Here is a 19,094-nt window from a genome sequence, read left to right as displayed (position 1 = left end):
GAAATGAACGAGGTGGTGACGGTCAGCCGCAGGAAGTAGGAATGGTCCTACCTGGCGATCCAGTGCTCCATGTGCGTCGTGCCCCACAGCGGGTCGTCCTCCACGTCGATCAACGCAAAGCCCTGCCGCTCCCAGAAGCGTATTGCACCAGGCAAAAACGGATGGGTATGCAGGTACAGGCATTCGACCGCAGCGGCACGGGCGTGCTCGCGCAAGGCGGCGAACAATGCCGCCGCCAGGCCACGACGACGGTACTCGGGCAGCACGAACAGGCGCACCACCTCGACCACGCGCTTGCCGTGATAGTCGAGCTGGTTGAAGCGATGGTCGTAGGGCAAATAGCCGATGCCTGCAATCAACCGGCCTTGATCACGTGCTTCCAGAAAATGGCCATGGCCGTACAGGTAAGTCTCGGCAAAATGGGCCAGGTCCTTCGGCAATAGCGACCCAGCGAGCATCGGGAACAGCCCGCGACGGGCATTGTCGATGAAGGCCACGACTTCACTGATGTGCTCGTGAGTGGGCGGTTGGATGATCAAGTGGGGCATGGGCGTGGAAACGTGGTCTGAACGGCGGGTTTTCTACCTCAGGGACTGATGGCTGGCAACCCGACACAGCTATAATCACCCTCTGCAAAACGCGCCCAAGGCCACCCCATGCCCCCCATCCAGAAGCTGCTGTTGCCCTTGCTGTTCATTACCGCCCTCGCCGCCTGCGACCAGAAGCCCACCCGCGAAGAGCAGATCCTGGCCAACCTGCCGCTGCAGGAAGCCTACGACCACAACATCGAGCGTATGGCCGCGCTGCTCACACGCACCCACCCGCAGCTGGATGCAGCCACCATCAGCCAGGTCCTGCGCAAGCACCTCACCGTCGAGGACCAGCGTCAGGACCTGTTCAAGCTCTACAGCGAGAAGAACTTCAGCGACGCCGAATTCGCCACCATCGTCGCCGCCACCCGCGACCCGGCCAAGGCCAAGGCGCTTGAACAGACCGACGAAGGCAAGCACCTGAGCAACAAGCTCACCGGGCTGATGCGCGAGACAGCGCGGGATGAGAAGGTGCAGGCACTGGCCGAGCAGCGCATGCAGCAGGTGGAGGATGAACTGGAAGAGCTGGAGAAGCCGGGCTCCTGATGTGCCTGCATGGCACAGGTTGAACTGATCGTTCACTCGGCTGACGTGTCCAACCATCATTCAAAAACTGGAGACCAACCATGCCCCGTCTGGGCTTCGCCTGCATGTACCGCCACCCTCACCGCAGCCTGTCGGTGAAAGAGCTTGAGGCCATCGAACGCACCTTCAACCCGCGCACTACCACGCTGCGCTGGCTGTCCAGTGCCAGCCAGGAAGCGGCCCGGCTCAAGCTGCTGGAGCTGGTGCAGCACAACCTCGACGCCCAATTGCGCCTGCTGGCCTACGTCAGTGAACTGCCGCCGATGCTGCGCATGGTGCGCCTGAGCAGCGACCTGCTGCCGCTCTACAGCCACCCCAGCGTAGGGCCGATCTATCGCGACACCGAGTTTCAGGCCCTGATGGCTGAACGCTTTGCGGCCATCGGCAAGCTGGCCCGCGATCAGGATATCCGCCTGTCATTCCACCCAGGCCAGTACTGCGTGCTCGGCTCGGACCGCCCCGAGGTGGTGGAGAACAGCCTGGCCGAATTCGAATACCACGCCGACATGATCCGCATGATGGGCTTTGGTCAGCGCTTTCAGGACTTCAAGTGCAATGTGCATATTGCCGGGCGCCTCGGCGCAGCCGGGGTACGCCAGGTGTGGCCAAGGTTATCGCAGGTAGCGCGCCACGTGATCACCTTCGAGAACGACGAGAAGACCTATGGCGTCGACGATTGCCTGGCACTGGCCGACCTTGCGCCGGTGGTGCTGGACATTCACCACTGCTGGATCCACGAGGGCGACTACATCGCCCCCCACGACCCGCGCGTGGCGCGCATCATCGACAGTTGGCGAGGAGTGCGGCCGACCATGCACTACTCACAGCCGCCGGAGAGCTTGCTGGCACTGGGCTTCGACGCTGACCGCAAGCTGACCATCCCGGCGTTGCTGGAGAAGGTGAACAAGCGTGACCTGTATCAGCACAGCGCGCAGATGTGGAACGACTGGACCAACCACTACGCCCTGCAGTTCATCGATCGCTTCGACATCATGTTCGAGGCCAAGGACAAGAACCTGGCGACCCTGGATTTCTACCGGCGATATGTCGAGCGACCATGACCGTAAAAACGCCGTAACAGAGCGCTTGCGCTTCGAAAAAGATGAACTTAACTATTGTTTCAAGACTTGTCATAAATCTGTCGTGTTTCAGTCATAGGATTGACCCCAACCTGACATTTTCTCTCTTCATGGATGAGCGTCTCATGCGTCGTGTGGTTTTCAATCAGAAAGGTGGCGTGGGCAAATCGAGTATCGCCTGCAACCTCGCCGCGGCAAGCGCCGCCGAAGGCTATCGCACGTTACTGGTCGACCTCGACCCTCAGGCCAACGCCACCTACTACCTCACCGGGCTGACCGACGATGCCATCCCCGCCGGTATCGCCGACTTCTTCCGCCAGACCCTCTCGCCGGTCACCGCCTCCGGCAAGAAGCACCGCGTGGCGATCACCGAAACCCGCTACGACAACCTGCACCTGGTAACGGCCAGCCCCGACCTCAGCGACCTTCAGAGCAAACTGGAGAGCAAGTACAAGATCAACAAGCTGCGCAAGCTACTGATAGAGCTGGGCGACGACTACGAGCGAATCTACATCGACACCCCGCCGGCGCTGAACTTCTACACCTTCAGCGCCCTGGTGGCTGCCGAGCGCCTGCTGATCCCGTTCGACTGCGACAGCTTCTCGCGCCAGGCGCTGCTCAGCGTCATGGCCCAAGTCGAGGAACTGCGCCAGGACCACAACCCGGCGCTGCAGGTGGAGGGCGTAGTGGTCAACCAGTTCGCCGGGCGCACCGCGCTGCACCAGACCCTGGTCGAGCAGTTGCGCGACGAGGGCATGCCGGTGCTGCCGGTGTACCTCAGCAGCTCGATCAAGATGCGCGAATCGCACTTGGTTTCGGTGCCGCTGGTGCACATGGCGCCCCGCCACAAGCTAACGCAGGAGTTCATCGAGCTGCTGGACGTGCTCGAACGCGCTGCCTGAACTGCGACAACACACCACAGCCTCGCACTACCCCGCCGTTCGTCCGGGTGATAGATTCGCCGCCATGAAAATCACCCGGCACACTCGCACGCTGACTGCCTGGACGCTCTATGCCAGCGTCCTGTTCAGCCTGTTGCTGTGTGGCCTGCACCATGGCCAAATGGGCGGACTGCGCCTGGCCGGCCTGGAAGGTGGCTTCTGCTCGATCAACAGCGAGCACGGCGTGGCCATCGACCTCGACGGCGCCGGCGGCGACCAGCACATGGCCCAGCTCGACTGCCCGGTATGCTCCTCGTTCGGCCTGGCCGTGCCGCTCGCCAGCAGCAGCTGGTCGCTCAGCCCTGCACACGCCGCTGCCATCTCGCCCATCGTCGTACGCAGCTGGGCGCAACCGCCGCCCCGTTACCAACGCCCTGCCCTCACCCCCGCGCTCCCCCTGTCGTACTCCCCGCAGCCATCACTCATATCGCCTGACTTCAGCCGGGCGCGCCTGCCTGCGCGCTCGCCGTCAGCCATGACCTTTGCGTGGAAGACAGAACAACATGCTCCGCAATACCTCCCTGGTGCTCCTCATGGGCACCTGCACCTTTGCCTGGGCGGACGATGCCGCCGTCGAACTCACCGCCACCACCATCGATGGCGAGCGCGATGCACCTTCCGGCGTGCAACTGGACGTGCCGATCAGCACCGGCTCGCGCCTTGGCCTCACCGCACGGGAGACCCCCGCGTCGGTCAGCGTATCGGACCGGCGCATCATCGAAGAACGCGGCGCCAAGGACAGCCAGGATGTGATCAACGCCATGACCGGCGTGAACGCATCGGCCAACCCCGGCTACGGCGGTTTCGTCAGCTACCGCGGCTTCACCCAGAACCAGGTGACCCAGCTCTACAACGGCATCAACCTCGGCTACAGCAGCGCTACCCGGCCGGTGGACGCCTGGGTGCTGGACCGCGTCGAGTTGCTTGGCGGGCCGTCGTCCTTCCTGCATGGCGCAGGCGCCGTGGGTGGCTCGATCAACTACATCACCAAGACCGCCAGCCGCGACCAGCAGATCATCGATGGCCGCGTGCGCTATGGCAGCTACGACGACTCGGAAGTGGCCTTCGGGATCAACCAGGCACTGGCCAGCCACCCGGCCGATGCCCGCCATTTCATGCGCCTGGACTTCAGCCATACCGGCAGCAATGGCTACATCGACCGAAACCAGCGCAACACCGACAGCCTGGCGTTTTCCCTGCTCAGCGACCTGACGCCCGACCTGACCCACACCCTGGCGCTGGAATACCAGGAGGACCGCGAAGACAGCCCCTACTGGGGCGCGCCGATCCTGCCAGGGCGCAGCACCATGAAGATCGACAACAGCCGCCGCTTCGACAACTACAACGTCGCCGACGGCCGCTACGAACAACGGGTGCGCTGGCTGCGCTCGATGCTCGATTACCAGGTCAACGACAGCACCAGCGTGCACAACACCCTGTACCACTACCGCGCCCAGCGCGACTACCGCAACGTCGAGCGCTACAGCTACACCGGCGACGGCAATGTGCAGCGTGGCAGCCCTTACCTGCAGCGCCATGAACAGAACGTGCTGGGCGACCGCATCGAACTGCGCCACGACAACCAGCTGTTCGGCCTGGCCAGCCAGTGGTCGCTGGGCCTGGACTACTCGCACATGCGCCAGAGCGTATACCCGACGTCCGGGAGCTGGACCGATGTGGTCGACCCGGACCACTTCGACCCGGGCAGTTTCAACGACATCCCCGGGGTAAACGCCGGGCTGACCAAGCAGCGCCGGCATGTCACCAGCAACCGCGCCGTGTTCGCCGAAAACCGCCTGCAACTGACCGAGCGCCTGGCCTTGCTCACGGCCCTGCGCTACGACTACCTGGACATGGAGGTAACCAACTACGGCGCGGTGACACCGACCTCGCCGGCGTTCTTCGAGCGGCGCTGGGAACCGCTGTCCGGGCGCGTCGGGCTGACCTACGAATTGACGCCGTCGGCCAGCATCTACGCCCAGTACAGCACCGCCGCCGATCTGCCAGCCGGTTCGCTGGCGGCGGCCACCTATGCCAACGTCGGCACCTTCGACCTGTCCAAGGGCGAGCAATGGGAAGTGGGCAGCAAGTTCGACTTCCTTGAAGGGCGCGGCGCGGCGACCGTGGCCTTGTACCAGATCGTGCGCAAGGACTTTGCCGTGCGCGATTCGAGCAACCCCAACCTGACTGTCCAGGCCGGGCAGCAGACCTCGCGCGGGGTCGAGCTGTCCGGGCGGCTGCAGGTCACGCCAAAGCTGCTGGCCGAGGGCAACTACGCCTATGTCGATGCGCAATACGACGAGTTCAATGAAGCAGTCAACGGCGTGTCGGTATCGCGCAAGGGCAATGCCCCGGTCAACGTGCCGGCCAATGTCGCCAACCTGTGGCTGACCTACAGCTTCACCTCGGCCTGGTCGGCGGGGGTGGATGCACGCTATGTCGGCCCGGTGTACGCCGACAACGCCAACACCCTCAAGGCGCCTGCCTATACCTTGTTCGGCACCTTTGCCCGCTACCGGCTGGATGAACACACCACCATCACCGGCCGCGTCCGCAACCTGACCGACGAGGTGTATGCCAAGCAGGCCTATGGGCTGCAGTACTACATGGGGGCACCGCGCACATTCGAAGTAGCGCTGGATCTGCGCTTCTGACGCTCAAGTCTATGCCGGCTATCGAGCCGGCATAGACTTTAAGAAATTTTCTACAGCTCTTGCCTCTCAATTCCTAGCTCACCATCTCTGATAATGTGCAACCTCATCCACGCCGGCACATGAAGCACCGGCTCAGGCAAGTCAAGGTGGTTCCTTTGTTTTCGGCAGACATGCACGGCGTGGCGGGTCGGCCGGCAATAATCGCCTGCGGTCGAAACAGATATCCCGATGTCGCCCTGAACGAAGCGCCCCACCACGCTCCTCGGTCTACTGGCCCTGATAACAACGATGGCGCGCCCTGAGTGCGCCACATTCATTCAGGCTGCCTATGGAAACCGGAGAGCTTCCGTATGTCTGCATCGCATGAGGTATCCCCCGCCACCCTGCGCAGGGTCATCGCCGCCTCGGCCATTGGCAACTTCGTGGAATGGTTCGACTTCGCCGTCTATGGCTTCCTCGCCACGCTGATCGCCAGCCAGTTCTTCGCCAGCGAAGATGCCAGCGTCGCCCTGCTCAAGACCTTCGCCGTGTTCGCCGTGGCCTTCGCCTTGCGCCCGCTCGGCGGCATCGTGTTCGGCGCGCTTGGCGATCGCCTGGGGCGCAAGCGCATCCTGTCGCTGACCATCCTGCTGATGGCCGGCTCCACCACCTTGATCGGCCTGCTGCCGACCTATGCCAGCATCGGCCTTGCGGCACCGGCGCTGCTGACCTTGGCGCGCTGCCTGCAGGGCTTCTCCGCCGGTGGTGAATACGCCGGCGCCTGCGCCTACCTGATGGAGCATGCGCCCCGGAACAAGCGTGCGTTCTATGGCAGCTTCGTGCCGGTGTCGACCTTCTCCGCCTTTGCCTGTGCGGCGGTGATCGCTTATGGCCTGGAGGCCAGCCTGTCGGCCGAGGCCATGGCCGCCTGGGGCTGGCGCATCCCGTTCCTGGTGGCCGCGCCGCTGGGGCTGGTGGGTTTGTACCTGCGCTGGCGCATGGAGGAAACCCCAGCGTTTCGCGAAGCGGTCGCCCAGGGCAAGGAACATGAACACTCGCCGCTCAAGGAAACCCTGCGCAACCACGGCCGGGCGATCCGCAACCTGGGCATGTTCATCTCGCTGACGGCATTGTCGTTCTACATGTTCACCACTTACTTCGCCACTTACCTGCAACTGGTCGGCAACCTGACCCGTGCCCAGTCGCTGCTGGTGACCACCGTGGCGTTGCTGTTCGCGGCCGTTGGCTGCCCGCTGGCCGGGGCCTTTTCGGACCGGGTCGGGCGGCGCAAGACCATTGGTTTTACCTGCCTGTGGGTGATGGTTTGCGTGTTCCCCGCTTACTGGCTGGCCAGCTCCGGGTCGATGTCGGGGGCGCTGCTGGGGGTGATCCTGCTGGCGGTGGGCGCGCTGTGCAGCGGCGTGGTGACGGCGGCGTTGCTGTCGGAGAGTTTCCCGACCCGTACCCGCTATACCGCTTCGGCGATTACCTACAACGTGGCCTACACCTTGTTTGGCGGTACTGCGCCGCTGGTGGCGACCTGGTTGATAGGGCAGACCGGCAGCAGCCTGGCGCCGGCGTTCTATCTGGTGGTGATTGCGCTGGTGGCCTTGGTGGGCGGCTTGGCGCTGCCGGAGACATCGCGGATATCGTTGCATGATGAAGCCGGAAATGATGTGAGCCCTCAGGTCCGCACTTCGACTTGAGGCACTCGGGGCCGCTATGCGGCCCCGGCGATCTCAATCCTCTTCGCGCCGGTATGCCCATTGATACAAGGCCGGCAACACCAGCAAGGTCAGCGCCGTCGACGACAGAATCCCGCCAATCACTACCGTCGCCAGCGGCCGCTGAACTTCTGCCCCGGTTCCGGTGGCCAGCGCCATTGGAACGAACCCTAGCGACGCCACCAAAGCGGTCATCAACACCGGCCGCAAGCGCGTCAACGCCCCCTCTTCGACTGCCGCACGCAGACCGCGCCCTTGCTCTCGCAGGCTGCGGATGAAGGCAATCATCACCAGGCCATTGAGCACCGCCACACCCGACAATGCAATGAAGCCCACCCCTGCGGAAATCGACAGCGGGATATCCCGCAGCCACAGCGCCAGCACCCCGCCGGTCAAGGCAAACGGAATCCCGGTGAACACCAGCAGGCCGTCCTTGAGGTTGTTGAACATCATCAGCAGCAACGCCATCACCAGCAACAGCGACACTGGCACCACCACCCGCAGGCGCTCGGCCGCCGACTGCAGCTGCTCGAACTGGCCGCCCCAGCGGGTCCAGTAACCCGCCGGGATCTGCACCTGCTCGCGCAATGTCTGCTCGGCCTGCTCGACGAACGACCCCAGATCACGCCCACGCACGTTGGCGCTGACCACCACCACGCGCTTGCCATCCTCGCGGCTGACCTGGTTCGGCCCCAGTTGCAGGTTCAACGTGGCCACCTGCGACAGCGGGATGAAGCCGATCTGTGCCGCGCCGACTGCAGCACTGGCGGGTACCGGAATCAGCAGGCTGCCCAGGCCATCGACATCGGTACGCAGGGTTTCGGGGAGGCGCACCACCATGTCGAAGCGACGATCGCCCTCATACAACGTGCCCGCCGTGCGCCCGCCAACGGCAATGGCGATGGCGTCCTGCACGTCACCCACATTCAGGCCATGGCGTGCAGCCTTGTCGCGGTCGATGTTAATGGTCAGCACCGGCAGGCCGGTGGTCTGTTCGACCTTCACTTCCGAGGCGCCGGGCACCTGTTGCAAGCTGCTGGCGATTTGCGCGGCGGTGCGGTTGAGCACGTCCATGTCATCACCGAACACCTTCACCGCCACATCGCTGCGCACGCCGGAAATCAGCTCGTTGAAACGCAACTGGATCGGCTGCGACAGCTCGTGGTTGCTGCCCGGCACGCTGGCAGCAGCACGCTGGACCTCGGCAATCAGTTCCTCACGGGGTTTGCCGGGGTCGCCCCACTGTTCGCGCGGGCGCAGCATCACGTAGGCATCGGAGATGTTCGGCGGCATGGGGTCGGAGGCGATCTCGGCGGTGCCGGTGCGAGCAAACACCCGCTCCACTTCCGGCACCTGGGCGATGATCGCCTGTTCCAGGCGCTGCTGCATGTCCACCGACTGCGACAGGCTGGTGCCTGGCACCCGCAGCGCCTGCAAGGCGAAGTCGCCCTCGCTGAGGCTGGGGATGAACTCGCTGCCCATGCGGCTGGCCACCAGCCCGGACAGCAGCACCAGCCCCGTGGCGGCGGCGAACGCCAGCTTGCGCCGGCCCAGCACCCAGTCGAGCACCGGCGCATAACGCCGGCGAGCAGTGCGCATGACCACGCCCTCTTCTTCCTTGACCTTGCCGGTGACGAACAGCGCGATGGCCGCCGGCACGAAGGTCACCGAAAGGATCATGGCACCCAGCAGTGCCATCACCACGGTGAACGCCATCGGGTGAAACATCTTGCCCTCGACCCCGGTCAGGGCAAAGATCGGCAGGTACACCACCATGATGATCAACTGCCCATAAATCAGCGGCCGACGCGCCTCGCGGGCAGCGGCGAACACCTCGTGGAAGCGCTCGGCACGGGTCAGCATGCGGCCATGGCGCTGCTGGGCATGGGCCAGGCGGCGGATGGCGTTTTCGACGATTACCACCGCGCCATCGACGATGATGCCGAAGTCCAGGGCACCGAGGCTCATCAGGTTGGCACTGACCTTGTTGCTGAACATGCCAGTAAAGGTGAACAGCATCGACAGCGGGATGACCATGGCCGTGATCAGTGCGGCGCGGATGTTGCCGAGGAACAGGAACAGCACGGCAATCACCAGGATCGCGCCTTCGACCAGGTTCTTCTTCACCGTGGCAATGGCTTTTTCCACCAGGTGAGTGCGGTCATAGACCGTGACCGCCACCACGCCCTCGGGCAAGTTGCGGTTGATCTCTGCGAGCTTGGCCGCCACCGCCTGGGACACCGTGCGGCTGTTCTCGCCGATCAACATGAACACCGTACCAAGCACCACTTCGCGGCCATTCTCGGTGGCCGCGCCGGAGCGCAGCTCTTCGCCCAAGCCAACCTGCGCGACATGGCTGACGCGGATCGGCGTGCCGTCGACGCTGGAGATGACGATGTTGGCGATATCCTCGGCCGAGGCGACCTGCCCCGGCGCACGGATCAGCAACTGTTCGCCGTTGCGCTCGATGTAGCCGGCGCCGACGTTGGCATTGTTGCGCTCCAACGCCGCGATCAGGTCGTTGAGGGTGAGCTTGTAGGCCGCCAGCCGCTTGGGCTCGGGGGCGATCAGGTACTGCTTGGCGTGGCCGCCGATGCTGTTGACCTCGGCGACGCCGGGCACATTGCGCAACTGCGGCTTGATGATCCAGTCCTGGATCACCCGCAGGTCGGTCGGCGTGTAGGGGGTGCCGTCGTCCTTGAGTGCGCCCTGCTCAGCCTCCACGGTCCACAGGAAGATTTCCCCCAACCCCGTGGAGATCGGGCCCATGCTGGCCTCGATGCCCTCGGGCAATTGCTCGCGGGCTACCTGCAGGCGCTCGTTGACCAGTTGCCGGGCAAAGAAGATATCAGTGCCATCGTCGAAGATCACCGTCACCTGCGAAAGCCCCGAGCGCGACAGCGAGCGGGTCTGCTTCAGGCCTGGCAGGCCAGCCATGGCGGTCTCGATGGCGAAGGTGATGCGCTGCTCGGCCTCCAGCGGCGTATAGCCCGGCGCAGCGGTGTTGATCTGCACCTGGACGTTGGTGATATCTGGCACCGCATCGATCGGCAGTTTCTGGTAGCTGTGGATGCCCACGGCAGCCATCAGCACCACGGCGAGCATCACCACCAGGCGCTGCTCGATGGCGAATTGGATCAGGCGTTCGAACATGCAAGCGTCCCCGCGATCAATGGCTGTGCTCGGCAGAAGCCTTGCCGAGCTCGGACTTGAGGACGAAGCTGCCGGCGGCAGCCACCTGGGTACCGGCTGCCAGGCCTGCGGTGATCTCCACCTGGCCAGCGTCGCGGCGGCCAGTCTTCACCGGGCGGGCCTCGAAGCCTTCATCGGTGCGGGCGAACACCACGGTCTGCTCCTCCCAGCTCTGCAACGCGCTCTCAGGCACGACAACGGCAGCCTTGAAGCGCTCGACATTGACCGCGATGTTGACGAACAACCCAGGGCGCCAGGCACCGTTGGGGTTGGCCAGGGTGGCGCGCACGGTGGCGGCGCGGTTCTGCTCGCCGAGCAGGCTACCGACGTAGTTGACCTCGCCCTCGACTTCGGCGCCGAGGTCCGGTGCGCTGACGGTCACGCTGCGCCCGCTGGTAACCCGGGCCAGGTCGCGGGGAGCGACGGCGAAAGTGGCCCAGACCCGGCTCAAGTCGGACAAGGTGAAGGCATTGCTGGTCACGTCGACCACTTCGCCCACGGTCAGGTGCTTTTCCACCACCACGGCATCGAAGGGGGCGCGCAATTCGTAGCGGTTACCGGCACCTGCCGGGCCGACCGCAGCCACCTTCTCCCGGGCATTGGCCAGCGCGATCTCGGCTTCTTGCAAGGCCTGGCGCGCCTGCAGGTAGTCCTGCTCGGCGCTGATGCGCTCCTGCCACAGTTGCTGCTCGCGCTGGAAGGTCAGGCGGGCCAGTTCGAGGCGGCGCTGGGCAGCCTGCTGTTCGCTGCGCAGGTCGGAAATCTGCTGGCTGGCGATCACCGCCAGCACCTGCCCGCGATTGACCGACTGGCCAAGCTCGGCCTGCACCGCCTCGACCACTCCAGGCACCCGTGGCACCACATGGGCCGTGCGGTCTTCATCGAAACGGATCTCGCCGGGGAAGCTGATGGCGGTGCCCAGCTCGCGGGGGGCGGCGGCGGCTAGCTGGATACCGGCCGACTCGATCTGGGCGATCGACAGGTGCAGTGCGCCTTCCTTTTCCTGGTGCTCATCGTCAACCTCATCAGTGTGGCCGTGGCTGTCTTCGCCATGATCGTCATGGCGGGGCTCTGCTGTACTGGCTTGGCCTTTACTGGCCTGGCCAAGGTTGCCGGTCCAGGCCAGGCCGCCCATGCCGAGAGCAGCAATGGCAGTGGCCAGGAGGGCGAGTTTGCGGGGGTTAGTCATTGTTGCTCCTGCTGCTCGAAATGTTGCTCAAACCATCCAGGTCGCCGTAGATCCGCTCGACCTGTGCCCGTGCATCGGTTGCCGCGGCCAAGGCCTCCAGGTAAAGCCCGCGCGCGTCGATCAAGGTGCGCTGGGCATCGAGCACGTCGAGGAAGGCGAACTTGCCCATCTCGAAGCCACGGGTGGCGGTGTCCACAGCCTGCTGCGCCGACGGCAGGATGGTGCGGTCGTAGGCCTGCACCTCCTGCATCGCCGTGCGCCACTGATCGACGGCGCTGCGGGTTTCGCTGCGCAGGCGCAGTTCGACCGCGTTGCGCAGGTCGCGGGCCTGGTCGGCGCGGCGTGCGGCGGCCAGCACATTGCCCTGGTTACGGTCGAACAACGGCAAGGGCATCGACAGCCCGACCACGTTGACCCGCTCGCGGTCCTCGCGGCTGTACTGGCTACCAACGCTGACGGTGAGGTTGGGAATGCGCAGGGCCTTTTCCGAGCCAAGCGATGCTTCGCCGCGCTCGACCTGAGCGGCAGCCAGGCGCCATTCGGCGGTACGCTCGACCTGGCCGAGCAAGGCATCGGCTGAAGGAGCAGCTCCAGGTGACAGGCTGGCCGCCGACAGCGTGTCGAAGGTCGCCAGCGGGCTGCCGGTCAACCGCGCCAAGGCCTGGTAGGCCACCGTGCGCTGGGTTTCGGCGCGACGTACCTCGGCCTGGGCCTGGGCCAGTTGCACCTGAGCACGGGTGGCTTCCACCGGTGACGACTGGCCGGCCGTGACCCGGCCCTGGACCACCCGTAAACCACGCTCGGTCAGCGCCTGCGACTGCTGCGCCAGTTCCACGCCAGTCTGCGCGCGCAGGGCGGCGTGGTACGCCTGGACCACATCGGCACGCAGGCCGTTGCGCTGGCGTTCGAGGTCCAGTTGGGCAATGGCCTGGCCGGCACCGGCCACCGCGATGCGTGCACCGCGCTTGCCGCCCAACTCCAGTGGCTGGCTGAGGGTGACGGTACTGGTGCTGGTATCGCGGCGGGTGTCCTCCATTTCCCAGGCCAGTTCAGGGTTGGGGATCAACCCGGCCTGACGCCGCTCGCCCTCGGCGATACCGATTTCGCGACCGGCAGCGGCCAGTTCGGGGTTGTTGGCGAAGGCGGCGCTCAGCGCCTCGGGCAGGCTTATGCCAGGCCCGGCCTGGGCGCTTGCGGTGGCAGCCAGCAACAGGCTGAGCAAGGCGATCTTGCGGGGGGTGGGCACTTCGGAAGTCCTCGTCGGCAAGCATTGGCGAGGGACTGTAAGGAGGGCTGGTTATCGAGGCGGTGGCGCGAACATTACAATTGCGTAATCCGGCGAGCTGACCGAGCAAGTTCGATAATCGCCCACTTTGCCCAGCTGCGACCCCTGATCCAATTGACGAAATTAACCACCCGGTACAAACATAGAGGCATCCAACAACAACAAAGCGATGCTCGCCATGAAGCCCCTTATTCTCGTGCTCAACGGCCCCAACCTGAACATGCTGGGGACCCGTGAGCCTACCCAGTATGGCCATGAAACCCTCGCCGACCTGGCCCAGGGTTGCGCCGACACTGCCCATGCCCACGGCCTGGAAATCGAATTCCGCCAGACCAACCACGAAGGTGAGCTGATCGACTGGATCCACGCCGCACGCGGTCGCTGCGCCGGTATCGTGATCAACCCCGGCGCCTGGACCCACACCTCCATAGCCATCCGTGACGCCCTGGTGGCCAGTGAGCTCCCAGTCATCGAAGTACACCTGTCCAACGTCCACAAACGCGAACCGTTCCGCCACCTGTCGTTCGTCTCGTCGATTGCCGTGGGCGTGATCTGCGGCCTGGGCAGCCACGGCTACCGCATGGCCCTGAGCCACTTTGCCGAGATGTTCAAGGAGCCGCGCGCATGAGCCAGCCCGCCATCCTTGCCGGCCTGATCGGGCGTGGCATTCAGCTGTCGCGCACCCCTGCCCTGCACGAACACGAAGGCGACGCCCAGCACCTGCGTTACCTCTATCGCCTGATTGATGCCGACCAGCTCAAGCTTGAGGACAGCGCCCTGGCGCAGCTGCTCGATGCCGCCCAGCACACCGGTTTTACCGGGCTCAACATCACCTACCCGTTCAAGCAGGCAATCCTGCCACTGCTCGATGAGCTGTCAGAGGAGGCGCGCGGCATTGGCGCGGTGAACACCGTGGTGCTCAAGGATGGCAGGCGGGTCGGCCACAATACCGACTGCCTGGGCTTTGCCGAAGGCCTGCGCCGTGGCCTGCCGGATGTGTCGCGGCGGCGTGTGGTGCAGATGGGTGCTGGCGGTGCCGGCTCGGCGGTGGCCCATGCGCTGCTGGGCGAAGGCGTCGAGCAACTGGTGCTGTTCGAAGTGGATTCGGCGCGCGCCCAGGCGCTGGTGGACAACCTCAACGGCCATTTCGGCCCAGGTCGTGCGGTGCTGGGAACGGACCTTGCGGTAGAGGTGGCCGAAGCCGATGGCCTGGTCAACACCACGCCGGTGGGCATGGCCAAGTTGCCCGGCACGCCTCTGCCCGTGGCGCTGTTGCACCCGCGCTTGTGGGTGGCTGAAATCATCTATTTCCCGCTGCAGACCGAACTGTTGAAAGCAGCACGGGCGCTGGGTTGCCGCACGCTGGATGGCAGCAACATGGCGGTGTTCCAGGCGGTGAAGGCATTCGAGCTGTTCAGTGGCAAACAGGCGGATGCTGAGCGGATGCAGGCGCATTTCGCCAGCTTCTCCTGACACATCGCACCGCCTTCTTCGCGGGACAAGCCCGCTCCTACAAGGGCCTGTAGGAGCGGGCTTGTCCCGCGAAGAGGCCAGCACAGGCTTACCCTTTCTCATCCAGCAGCGCCTGTATGACTTTCTCCTGCCCGGCATAGTCGCCCTCACCAAAGTGCACATGCCGCACCTGCCCTTGCCGATCGACAAAGTAATGCGCCGGCCAGAACTGGTTACCCCAGGCATTCCACACCTGATAGTCGTTATCCACCGCCACCGGATAAGCGATACCCAGGCTGGCCACCTTACTTTTCAGCAGCCCCACGTCATGCTCATAGTCGTACTCCGGCGTATGCACCCCCACCACCACCAAGCCCTGGTCGGCATAGCGCCGCGCCCAGTCGTTGACGTGCGGCAGGCTGCGCTGGCAGTTGATGCAGTCCCAGGTCCAGAAGTCCACCAGCACCACCTTGCCCTTGAGCGCCGGGGCGTCCAGTGGCGGTGAGTTGAGCCATTGGCTGGCGCCAGCCAGTGACGGCATGGCGCCGTAGTTATCGTGAGCCATCAGTTGACCACCCGCGAGGCCCAGGCCGACCAGCGCCAAGGCCACGCCCCCCACTTTCAACAGCGGTCGGCGATCAGTTGTCATGGCAACCGCTCGTGGCATAGGTGCGGTATTCGACGCTCTCACGCTGGCCTTTGGAGTCGAGGTAGTCCATGCGCGTCTTGACCGGGCCGCAGGCATTGCTCTGGTCATCTTTCACCGACAGTACTTTCTTAACATCCAGAAGATCACCATAGCGATACTGCATCACGCTGGCGTCGTTCATCGAGGTGGAGCTGGCATTGGCGGCAACGGCACCGAGGCTGAGCACGGCGAACAGGCTGGCGCTGGCGATAGTCTTGAAGTTCATGGCATCTCTCCTTGGCAACACTTTCAGGGGGGGGATCTGTGCTCCCCGGTCGAGAGCCATTTCACGTCCGCCAGGTATCTCGCTTGTGTCGCCGCAGGCTGTGATCTGCTTCCTGCTGTATCTCTACCCAGGCCAGATACACTGCAATACAAAACCCCGCAGGCAAGCCCCCATGTGCTCGGTACACTGCGCCCACTCCCCCTTGAACAGGAACGCCGCGAATGGAACATGTCGATCACATCCTGATCGTCGACGACGACCGTGAGATCCGCGAACTGGTCGGCAACTACCTGAAAAAGAACGGCCTGCGCACCAGCATCGTCGCCGACGGGCGGCAGATGCGCGCCTTCCTCGAAGCCAACAGTGTCGACCTGATCGTTCTCGACATCATGATGCCCGGCGACGACGGCCTGCTGCTGTGCCGCGAACTGCGTGCCGGCAAGCACCGCAACACGCCGGTATTGATGCTGACGGCACGCAATGACGAGACCGACCGTATCATCGGCCTGGAAATGGGCGCCGACGACTACCTGACCAAGCCGTTCTCCGCTCGCGAACTGCTGGCCCGCATCAATGCCGTGCTGCGCCGCACGCGCATGCTGCCACCGAACCTGACCATCAGCGAAAGCAGCCGCCTGCTCGCCTTCGGCCAGTGGCGCCTGGATACCACCGCCCGTCACCTGCTCGACAATGAAGGCACCCTGGTGGCCCTCAGTGGTGCCGAGTACCGTTTGTTACGGGTGTTCCTCGACCATCCACAGCGGGTGCTCAGCCGCGAGCAGCTGCTGAACCTGACCCAGGGGCGCGAGGCAGACATTTTCGACCGCTCCATCGACCTGCTGGTCAGCCGCCTGCGCCAACGCCTGGGCGACGATGCCCGCGAGCCGAGCTGCATCAAGACCGTGCGCAGCGAGGGCTATGTGTTCTCGCTGGCCGTACAACTGCTTGAGTCACCCTCATGAAATGGCCCCGCACCCTCGCCTCGCGCCTGGCCCTGATCTTCTTCACCGGGCTGGTACTGGCCTATGGGCTGTCGTTCAGCCTGCAGGCCTACGAGCGCTACATCAGCAGCCGCTCGATGATGCTCAGCAACCTTGAACAGGACGTGAGCACTTCGGTGGCCATCCTTGAACGCCTGCCTGCCGCCGAACGTGCTGCCTGGCTGCCGCGGCTGGAACGGCGCACCTACCGTTACCGGCTGGACGAAGGCCAGCCGGGGTCAGCGATGCCCAGCGCCGACCCGCCGATGGCCGCCGAATCGATCGTCAAGGCCATCGGCGCCCAGTACCCGCTGACCTTCCAGGACATCCCCGGTCCCAACGCTCACTTCCAGGCCCACTTGCGCCTGGCCGATGGTGCGCCGCTGACCATCGATGTCACGCCATCCCCCGTCCCGGTGGCGCGCTGGCTGCCGCTGATATTGCTGATCCAGCTGGCCGTGCTGCTGTTCTGCACCTGGCTGGCGGTGCGCCTGGCCATCGGGCCTCTCACCCGCCTGGCCCAGGCCGTGGACGACCTCGACCCGGACAAACCCGGCGTACAGCTGGATGAAAGCGGCCCGCGCGAGGTCAAGTACGCCGCCGTGGCGTTCAATGCCCTGCAGGCACGCATCGCTGCCTACCTGAAAGAACGCATGCAATTACTGGCCGCCATCTCCCACGATCTGCAAACACCGATCACGCGCATGAAGCTGCGGGTCGAGGTCATGGACGATGGCGTCGAGAAGGACAAGCTCTGGCATGACCTTGACGCCATGGAGCACCTGGTCCGCGAAGGTGTAGCCTACGCCCGCAGCATGGACATCAACACCGAGGCGCCATGCCGGATCAACCTCGACGCCTTCCTCGACAGCGTGGTGTTCGACTACCAGGACAGCGGTGCCCAGGTGGAGCGCCACGGCAATACCGGCAGCCTGTTGGAAACCCGCCCGCACGCGTTGCGCCGCGTGCTGGTGAACCTGGTGGACAATGCCCTGAAGTTTGCAGGCAAAGCTCAACTTGAAGTCAGCCGCGAGCAAGGCAGGACATTGATTCGCGTCCTCGATGAAGGCCCGGGGATCCCCGCCGACGAACTGGACGAAGTACTCAAGCCGTTCTACCGGGTAGAAAGCTCGCGTAATCGCAGCACCGGAGGCACTGGCCTGGGGCTGGCCATCGCCCAGCAACTGACCCAGGCCATGGGCGGCAGGCTGACCTTGAGCAACCGCAAAACCGGCGGGTTGTGCGCCCAGATCGAGCTGTAACGCCCTGGACGGTGGCCCCTCGGGCCACCCTACAGCCCTTGGGGCTACAGTCCGATACATAAAACTGCTTTCACCGACACACTGCAGATACCCATTCCCCACACACTCCCGGTCACACAACGACACTCCGGGAGACCTCACCCATGAAGCCGCTCACCCTGCCCTCCGGCTGGAAGCTGTTCGCCGCCCTTGCTGCCCTGACCTTGCTCATGACCGCCGCGGTACTGCTCAACTACCCGCCCGGTGCGGATGGCCTGCGCAGCGCCATCCGCGCCACCGCCCGAAGTTCTTTCGCATTGTTCCTGCTGGCCTTCCTGGCCTCGACACTGGTCACGTTCCTGCCCGGCAGCGGCAGCCGGCGCGTGCTCCGCGAGCGACGCTACCTGGGCCTGGCCTTCGCCTTCTCGCACACCGTGCATGGGCTGCTGATCTACCGTTACGCCCAGCAATTCCCGGAGCTGTTCTGGGCCGGGCGTACGGTCACCTCGAGCCTGCCGGGAAGCATCGGCTACCTGTTCCTGCTGCTGCTCACCCTGACCTCGTTCAAGGCACCGATGCGCCTGCTCGGCGGCCGCGCCTGGAAGGCCCTGCACAGTAGCGGCATGTGGGTGCTGGCCGGGGTGTTCTGCCTGTCGTTCTACAAGCGCATCCCCATGGGCGGCTGGTACCCGCTGGCCTTCGCCCTGATCTTCAGCGCCATCACCTTCAAGCTCACCGCCAAGCTGGCCCAACAGCAACGCCGAACGGCTTCTGCCCTTTCCTGAAACGAGATGATCACCATGACCACACTGACCCGTACCTTCACCACCTTCGAACGCTTTGGCAGCTGGAGTGCCGACCTGCCGTTAAGGCTGTTCCTGGCCTGGGAGTTTTTCGAGTCCGGCTGGGAGAAATTCAACGGCAGCAACTGGTTCGGCGATCTGCAGTCGAGCTTTCCGTTCCCTTTCAATGTGCTGCCAGCGGAGCTCAACTGGCAGTTGTCGATGTGGGCAGAGCTGCTGCTCCCCCTGCTGCTGTTGCTTGGCCTGGGCACACGGCTCGCATCGGCCGGGCTGATGGTGGTTACCGTGGTGGCGATCGCGGCAGTGCATTGGCCAAGCCACTGGTCGAGCCTGGCAGAACTGGCGCAGGGTTATGCCATCACCGACCAGGGCTTCGGCAACTTCAAATTGCCGCTCATTTATCTGGTCGCCCTGCTGCCGCTGCTGCTCAAAGGGTCGGGGCGCTTGAGCCTGGACCACTGGATCAGGAACCGCGTACTGGGGTAA

At 64.4% G+C, this 19,094-nt stretch carries 17 protein-coding genes and 1 pseudogene; 12 read left to right on the top strand and 6 right to left on the bottom strand.

Features of this window, described 5'->3' with window-relative positions:
• Positions 1–47: 47 nt before the first annotated feature.
• Positions 48–548 carry a GNAT family N-acetyltransferase gene (locus BGP85_RS01645; RefSeq protein ID WP_103447995.1) on the bottom strand — a complete coding sequence of 167 codons (501 nt, stop codon included), beginning with the start codon at positions 546–548 and terminating at the stop codon, positions 48–50.
• Between the two features lie 108 nt (positions 549–656).
• Here BGP85_RS01645 and BGP85_RS01640 point away from each other — a divergent pair, with 108 nt between their 5' ends.
• The 6 genes and pseudogenes from BGP85_RS01640 (at position 657) to BGP85_RS01615 (ending at position 7,534) form a co-directional block, all read left to right on the top strand.
• Positions 657–1,136, top strand: a complete 480-nt coding sequence (locus tag BGP85_RS01640; RefSeq protein ID WP_103447996.1) for a hypothetical protein — start codon at positions 657–659, stop codon at positions 1,134–1,136.
• 80 nt (positions 1,137–1,216) lie between these two features.
• Entirely contained in the window at positions 1,217–2,236 is a 1,020-nt protein-coding gene (gene uvsE / locus BGP85_RS01635; protein ID WP_103447997.1) for a UV DNA damage repair endonuclease UvsE, read from the top strand.
• A 143-nt stretch (positions 2,237–2,379) separates the two neighbouring features.
• A complete protein-coding gene (locus tag BGP85_RS01630; RefSeq protein WP_103447998.1) occupies positions 2,380–3,156 on the top strand; it encodes a ParA family protein in 777 nt (258 codons plus the stop codon).
• A gap of 64 nt (positions 3,157–3,220) precedes the next feature.
• Positions 3,221–3,630 (top strand): annotated as a pseudogene (locus BGP85_RS29420) (DUF2946 domain-containing protein).
• Between the two features lie 68 nt (positions 3,631–3,698).
• Positions 3,699–5,849 (top strand): TonB-dependent receptor, encoded by a 2,151-nt coding sequence (locus tag BGP85_RS01620; RefSeq protein WP_103448000.1) that lies wholly within the window; start codon positions 3,699–3,701, stop codon positions 5,847–5,849.
• Positions 5,850–6,199: 350 nt separating this feature from the next.
• The gene (locus tag BGP85_RS01615; protein ID WP_103448001.1) at positions 6,200–7,534 is read left to right on the top strand and encodes an MFS transporter; all 1,335 of its coding nucleotides are present in this window, start codon (positions 6,200–6,202) and stop codon (positions 7,532–7,534) included.
• 33 nt (positions 7,535–7,567) lie between these two features.
• Here BGP85_RS01615 and BGP85_RS01610 read toward each other — a convergent pair whose 3' ends face one another.
• The 3 genes from BGP85_RS01610 to BGP85_RS01600 are packed head-to-tail and all read right to left on the bottom strand — an operon-like array spanning position 7,568 to position 13,179.
• The gene (locus BGP85_RS01610) at positions 7,568–10,705 is read right to left on the bottom strand and encodes an efflux RND transporter permease subunit (RefSeq protein WP_103448002.1); all 3,138 of its coding nucleotides are present in this window, start codon (positions 10,703–10,705) and stop codon (positions 7,568–7,570) included.
• Positions 10,706–10,721: 16 nt separating this feature from the next.
• The gene (locus BGP85_RS01605) at positions 10,722–11,933 is read right to left on the bottom strand and encodes an efflux RND transporter periplasmic adaptor subunit (protein WP_103448003.1); all 1,212 of its coding nucleotides are present in this window, start codon (positions 11,931–11,933) and stop codon (positions 10,722–10,724) included.
• The gene (locus BGP85_RS01600) at positions 11,926–13,179 is read right to left on the bottom strand and encodes a TolC family protein (RefSeq protein ID WP_103448004.1); all 1,254 of its coding nucleotides are present in this window, start codon (positions 13,177–13,179) and stop codon (positions 11,926–11,928) included. The genes BGP85_RS01605 and BGP85_RS01600 overlap by 8 nt, the downstream gene beginning before the upstream one ends.
• 217 nt (positions 13,180–13,396) lie before the next feature.
• On the opposite strand from BGP85_RS01600, the gene aroQ reads away from it, so the two are divergent.
• Positions 13,397–13,846 (top strand): type II 3-dehydroquinate dehydratase, encoded by a 450-nt coding sequence (gene aroQ, locus BGP85_RS01595; RefSeq protein WP_103448282.1) that lies wholly within the window; start codon positions 13,397–13,399, stop codon positions 13,844–13,846.
• Positions 13,843–14,691 (top strand): shikimate dehydrogenase, encoded by an 849-nt coding sequence (locus BGP85_RS01590; protein ID WP_103448005.1) that lies wholly within the window; start codon positions 13,843–13,845, stop codon positions 14,689–14,691. Before aroQ ends, BGP85_RS01590 begins: the two co-directional genes overlap by 4 nt.
• Before the next feature lie 88 nt (positions 14,692–14,779).
• Here the strand turns inward: BGP85_RS01590 and BGP85_RS01585 are convergent, their stop codons facing one another.
• Complete coding sequence (locus BGP85_RS01585; protein ID WP_103448006.1) at positions 14,780–15,319, bottom strand: thioredoxin family protein; 540 nt, start codon at positions 15,317–15,319, stop codon at positions 14,780–14,782.
• Positions 15,309–15,584 (bottom strand): DUF2790 domain-containing protein, encoded by a 276-nt coding sequence (locus BGP85_RS01580; RefSeq protein ID WP_103448007.1) that lies wholly within the window; start codon positions 15,582–15,584, stop codon positions 15,309–15,311. Before BGP85_RS01580 ends, BGP85_RS01585 begins: the two co-directional genes overlap by 11 nt.
• Positions 15,585–15,805: 221 nt before the next feature.
• On the opposite strand from BGP85_RS01580, the gene BGP85_RS01575 reads away from it, so the two are divergent.
• The 4 genes from BGP85_RS01575 to BGP85_RS01560 all read left to right on the top strand — a co-directional run bounded on the left by BGP85_RS01575 (position 15,806) and on the right by BGP85_RS01560 (position 19,094).
• On the top strand, positions 15,806–16,546 hold the full coding sequence (locus BGP85_RS01575; RefSeq protein WP_103448008.1) for a response regulator: 741 nt from the start codon (positions 15,806–15,808) through the stop codon (positions 16,544–16,546).
• Positions 16,543–17,826, top strand: coding sequence for a sensor histidine kinase (locus tag BGP85_RS01570; protein WP_103448009.1), 1,284 nt, complete (start codon positions 16,543–16,545; stop codon positions 17,824–17,826). Before BGP85_RS01575 ends, BGP85_RS01570 begins: the two co-directional genes overlap by 4 nt.
• Before the next feature lie 143 nt (positions 17,827–17,969).
• Positions 17,970–18,590: a ferric reductase-like transmembrane domain-containing protein gene (locus tag BGP85_RS01565; protein WP_103448010.1), complete on the top strand. Its 621-nt coding sequence runs from the start codon at positions 17,970–17,972 to the stop codon at positions 18,588–18,590.
• 15 nt (positions 18,591–18,605) lie between these two features.
• Positions 18,606–19,094 carry an HvfX family Cu-binding RiPP maturation protein gene (locus tag BGP85_RS01560; RefSeq protein WP_103448283.1) on the top strand — a complete coding sequence of 163 codons (489 nt, stop codon included), beginning with the start codon at positions 18,606–18,608 and terminating at the stop codon, positions 19,092–19,094.

Origin of the sequence: Pseudomonas putida (assembly GCF_002906855.1) — a bacterium.
In the GTDB taxonomy this organism is placed as follows: domain Bacteria; phylum Pseudomonadota; class Gammaproteobacteria; order Pseudomonadales; family Pseudomonadaceae; genus Aquipseudomonas; species Aquipseudomonas putida_N.
This window is presented reverse-complemented; position numbering and strand designations above follow the sequence as displayed.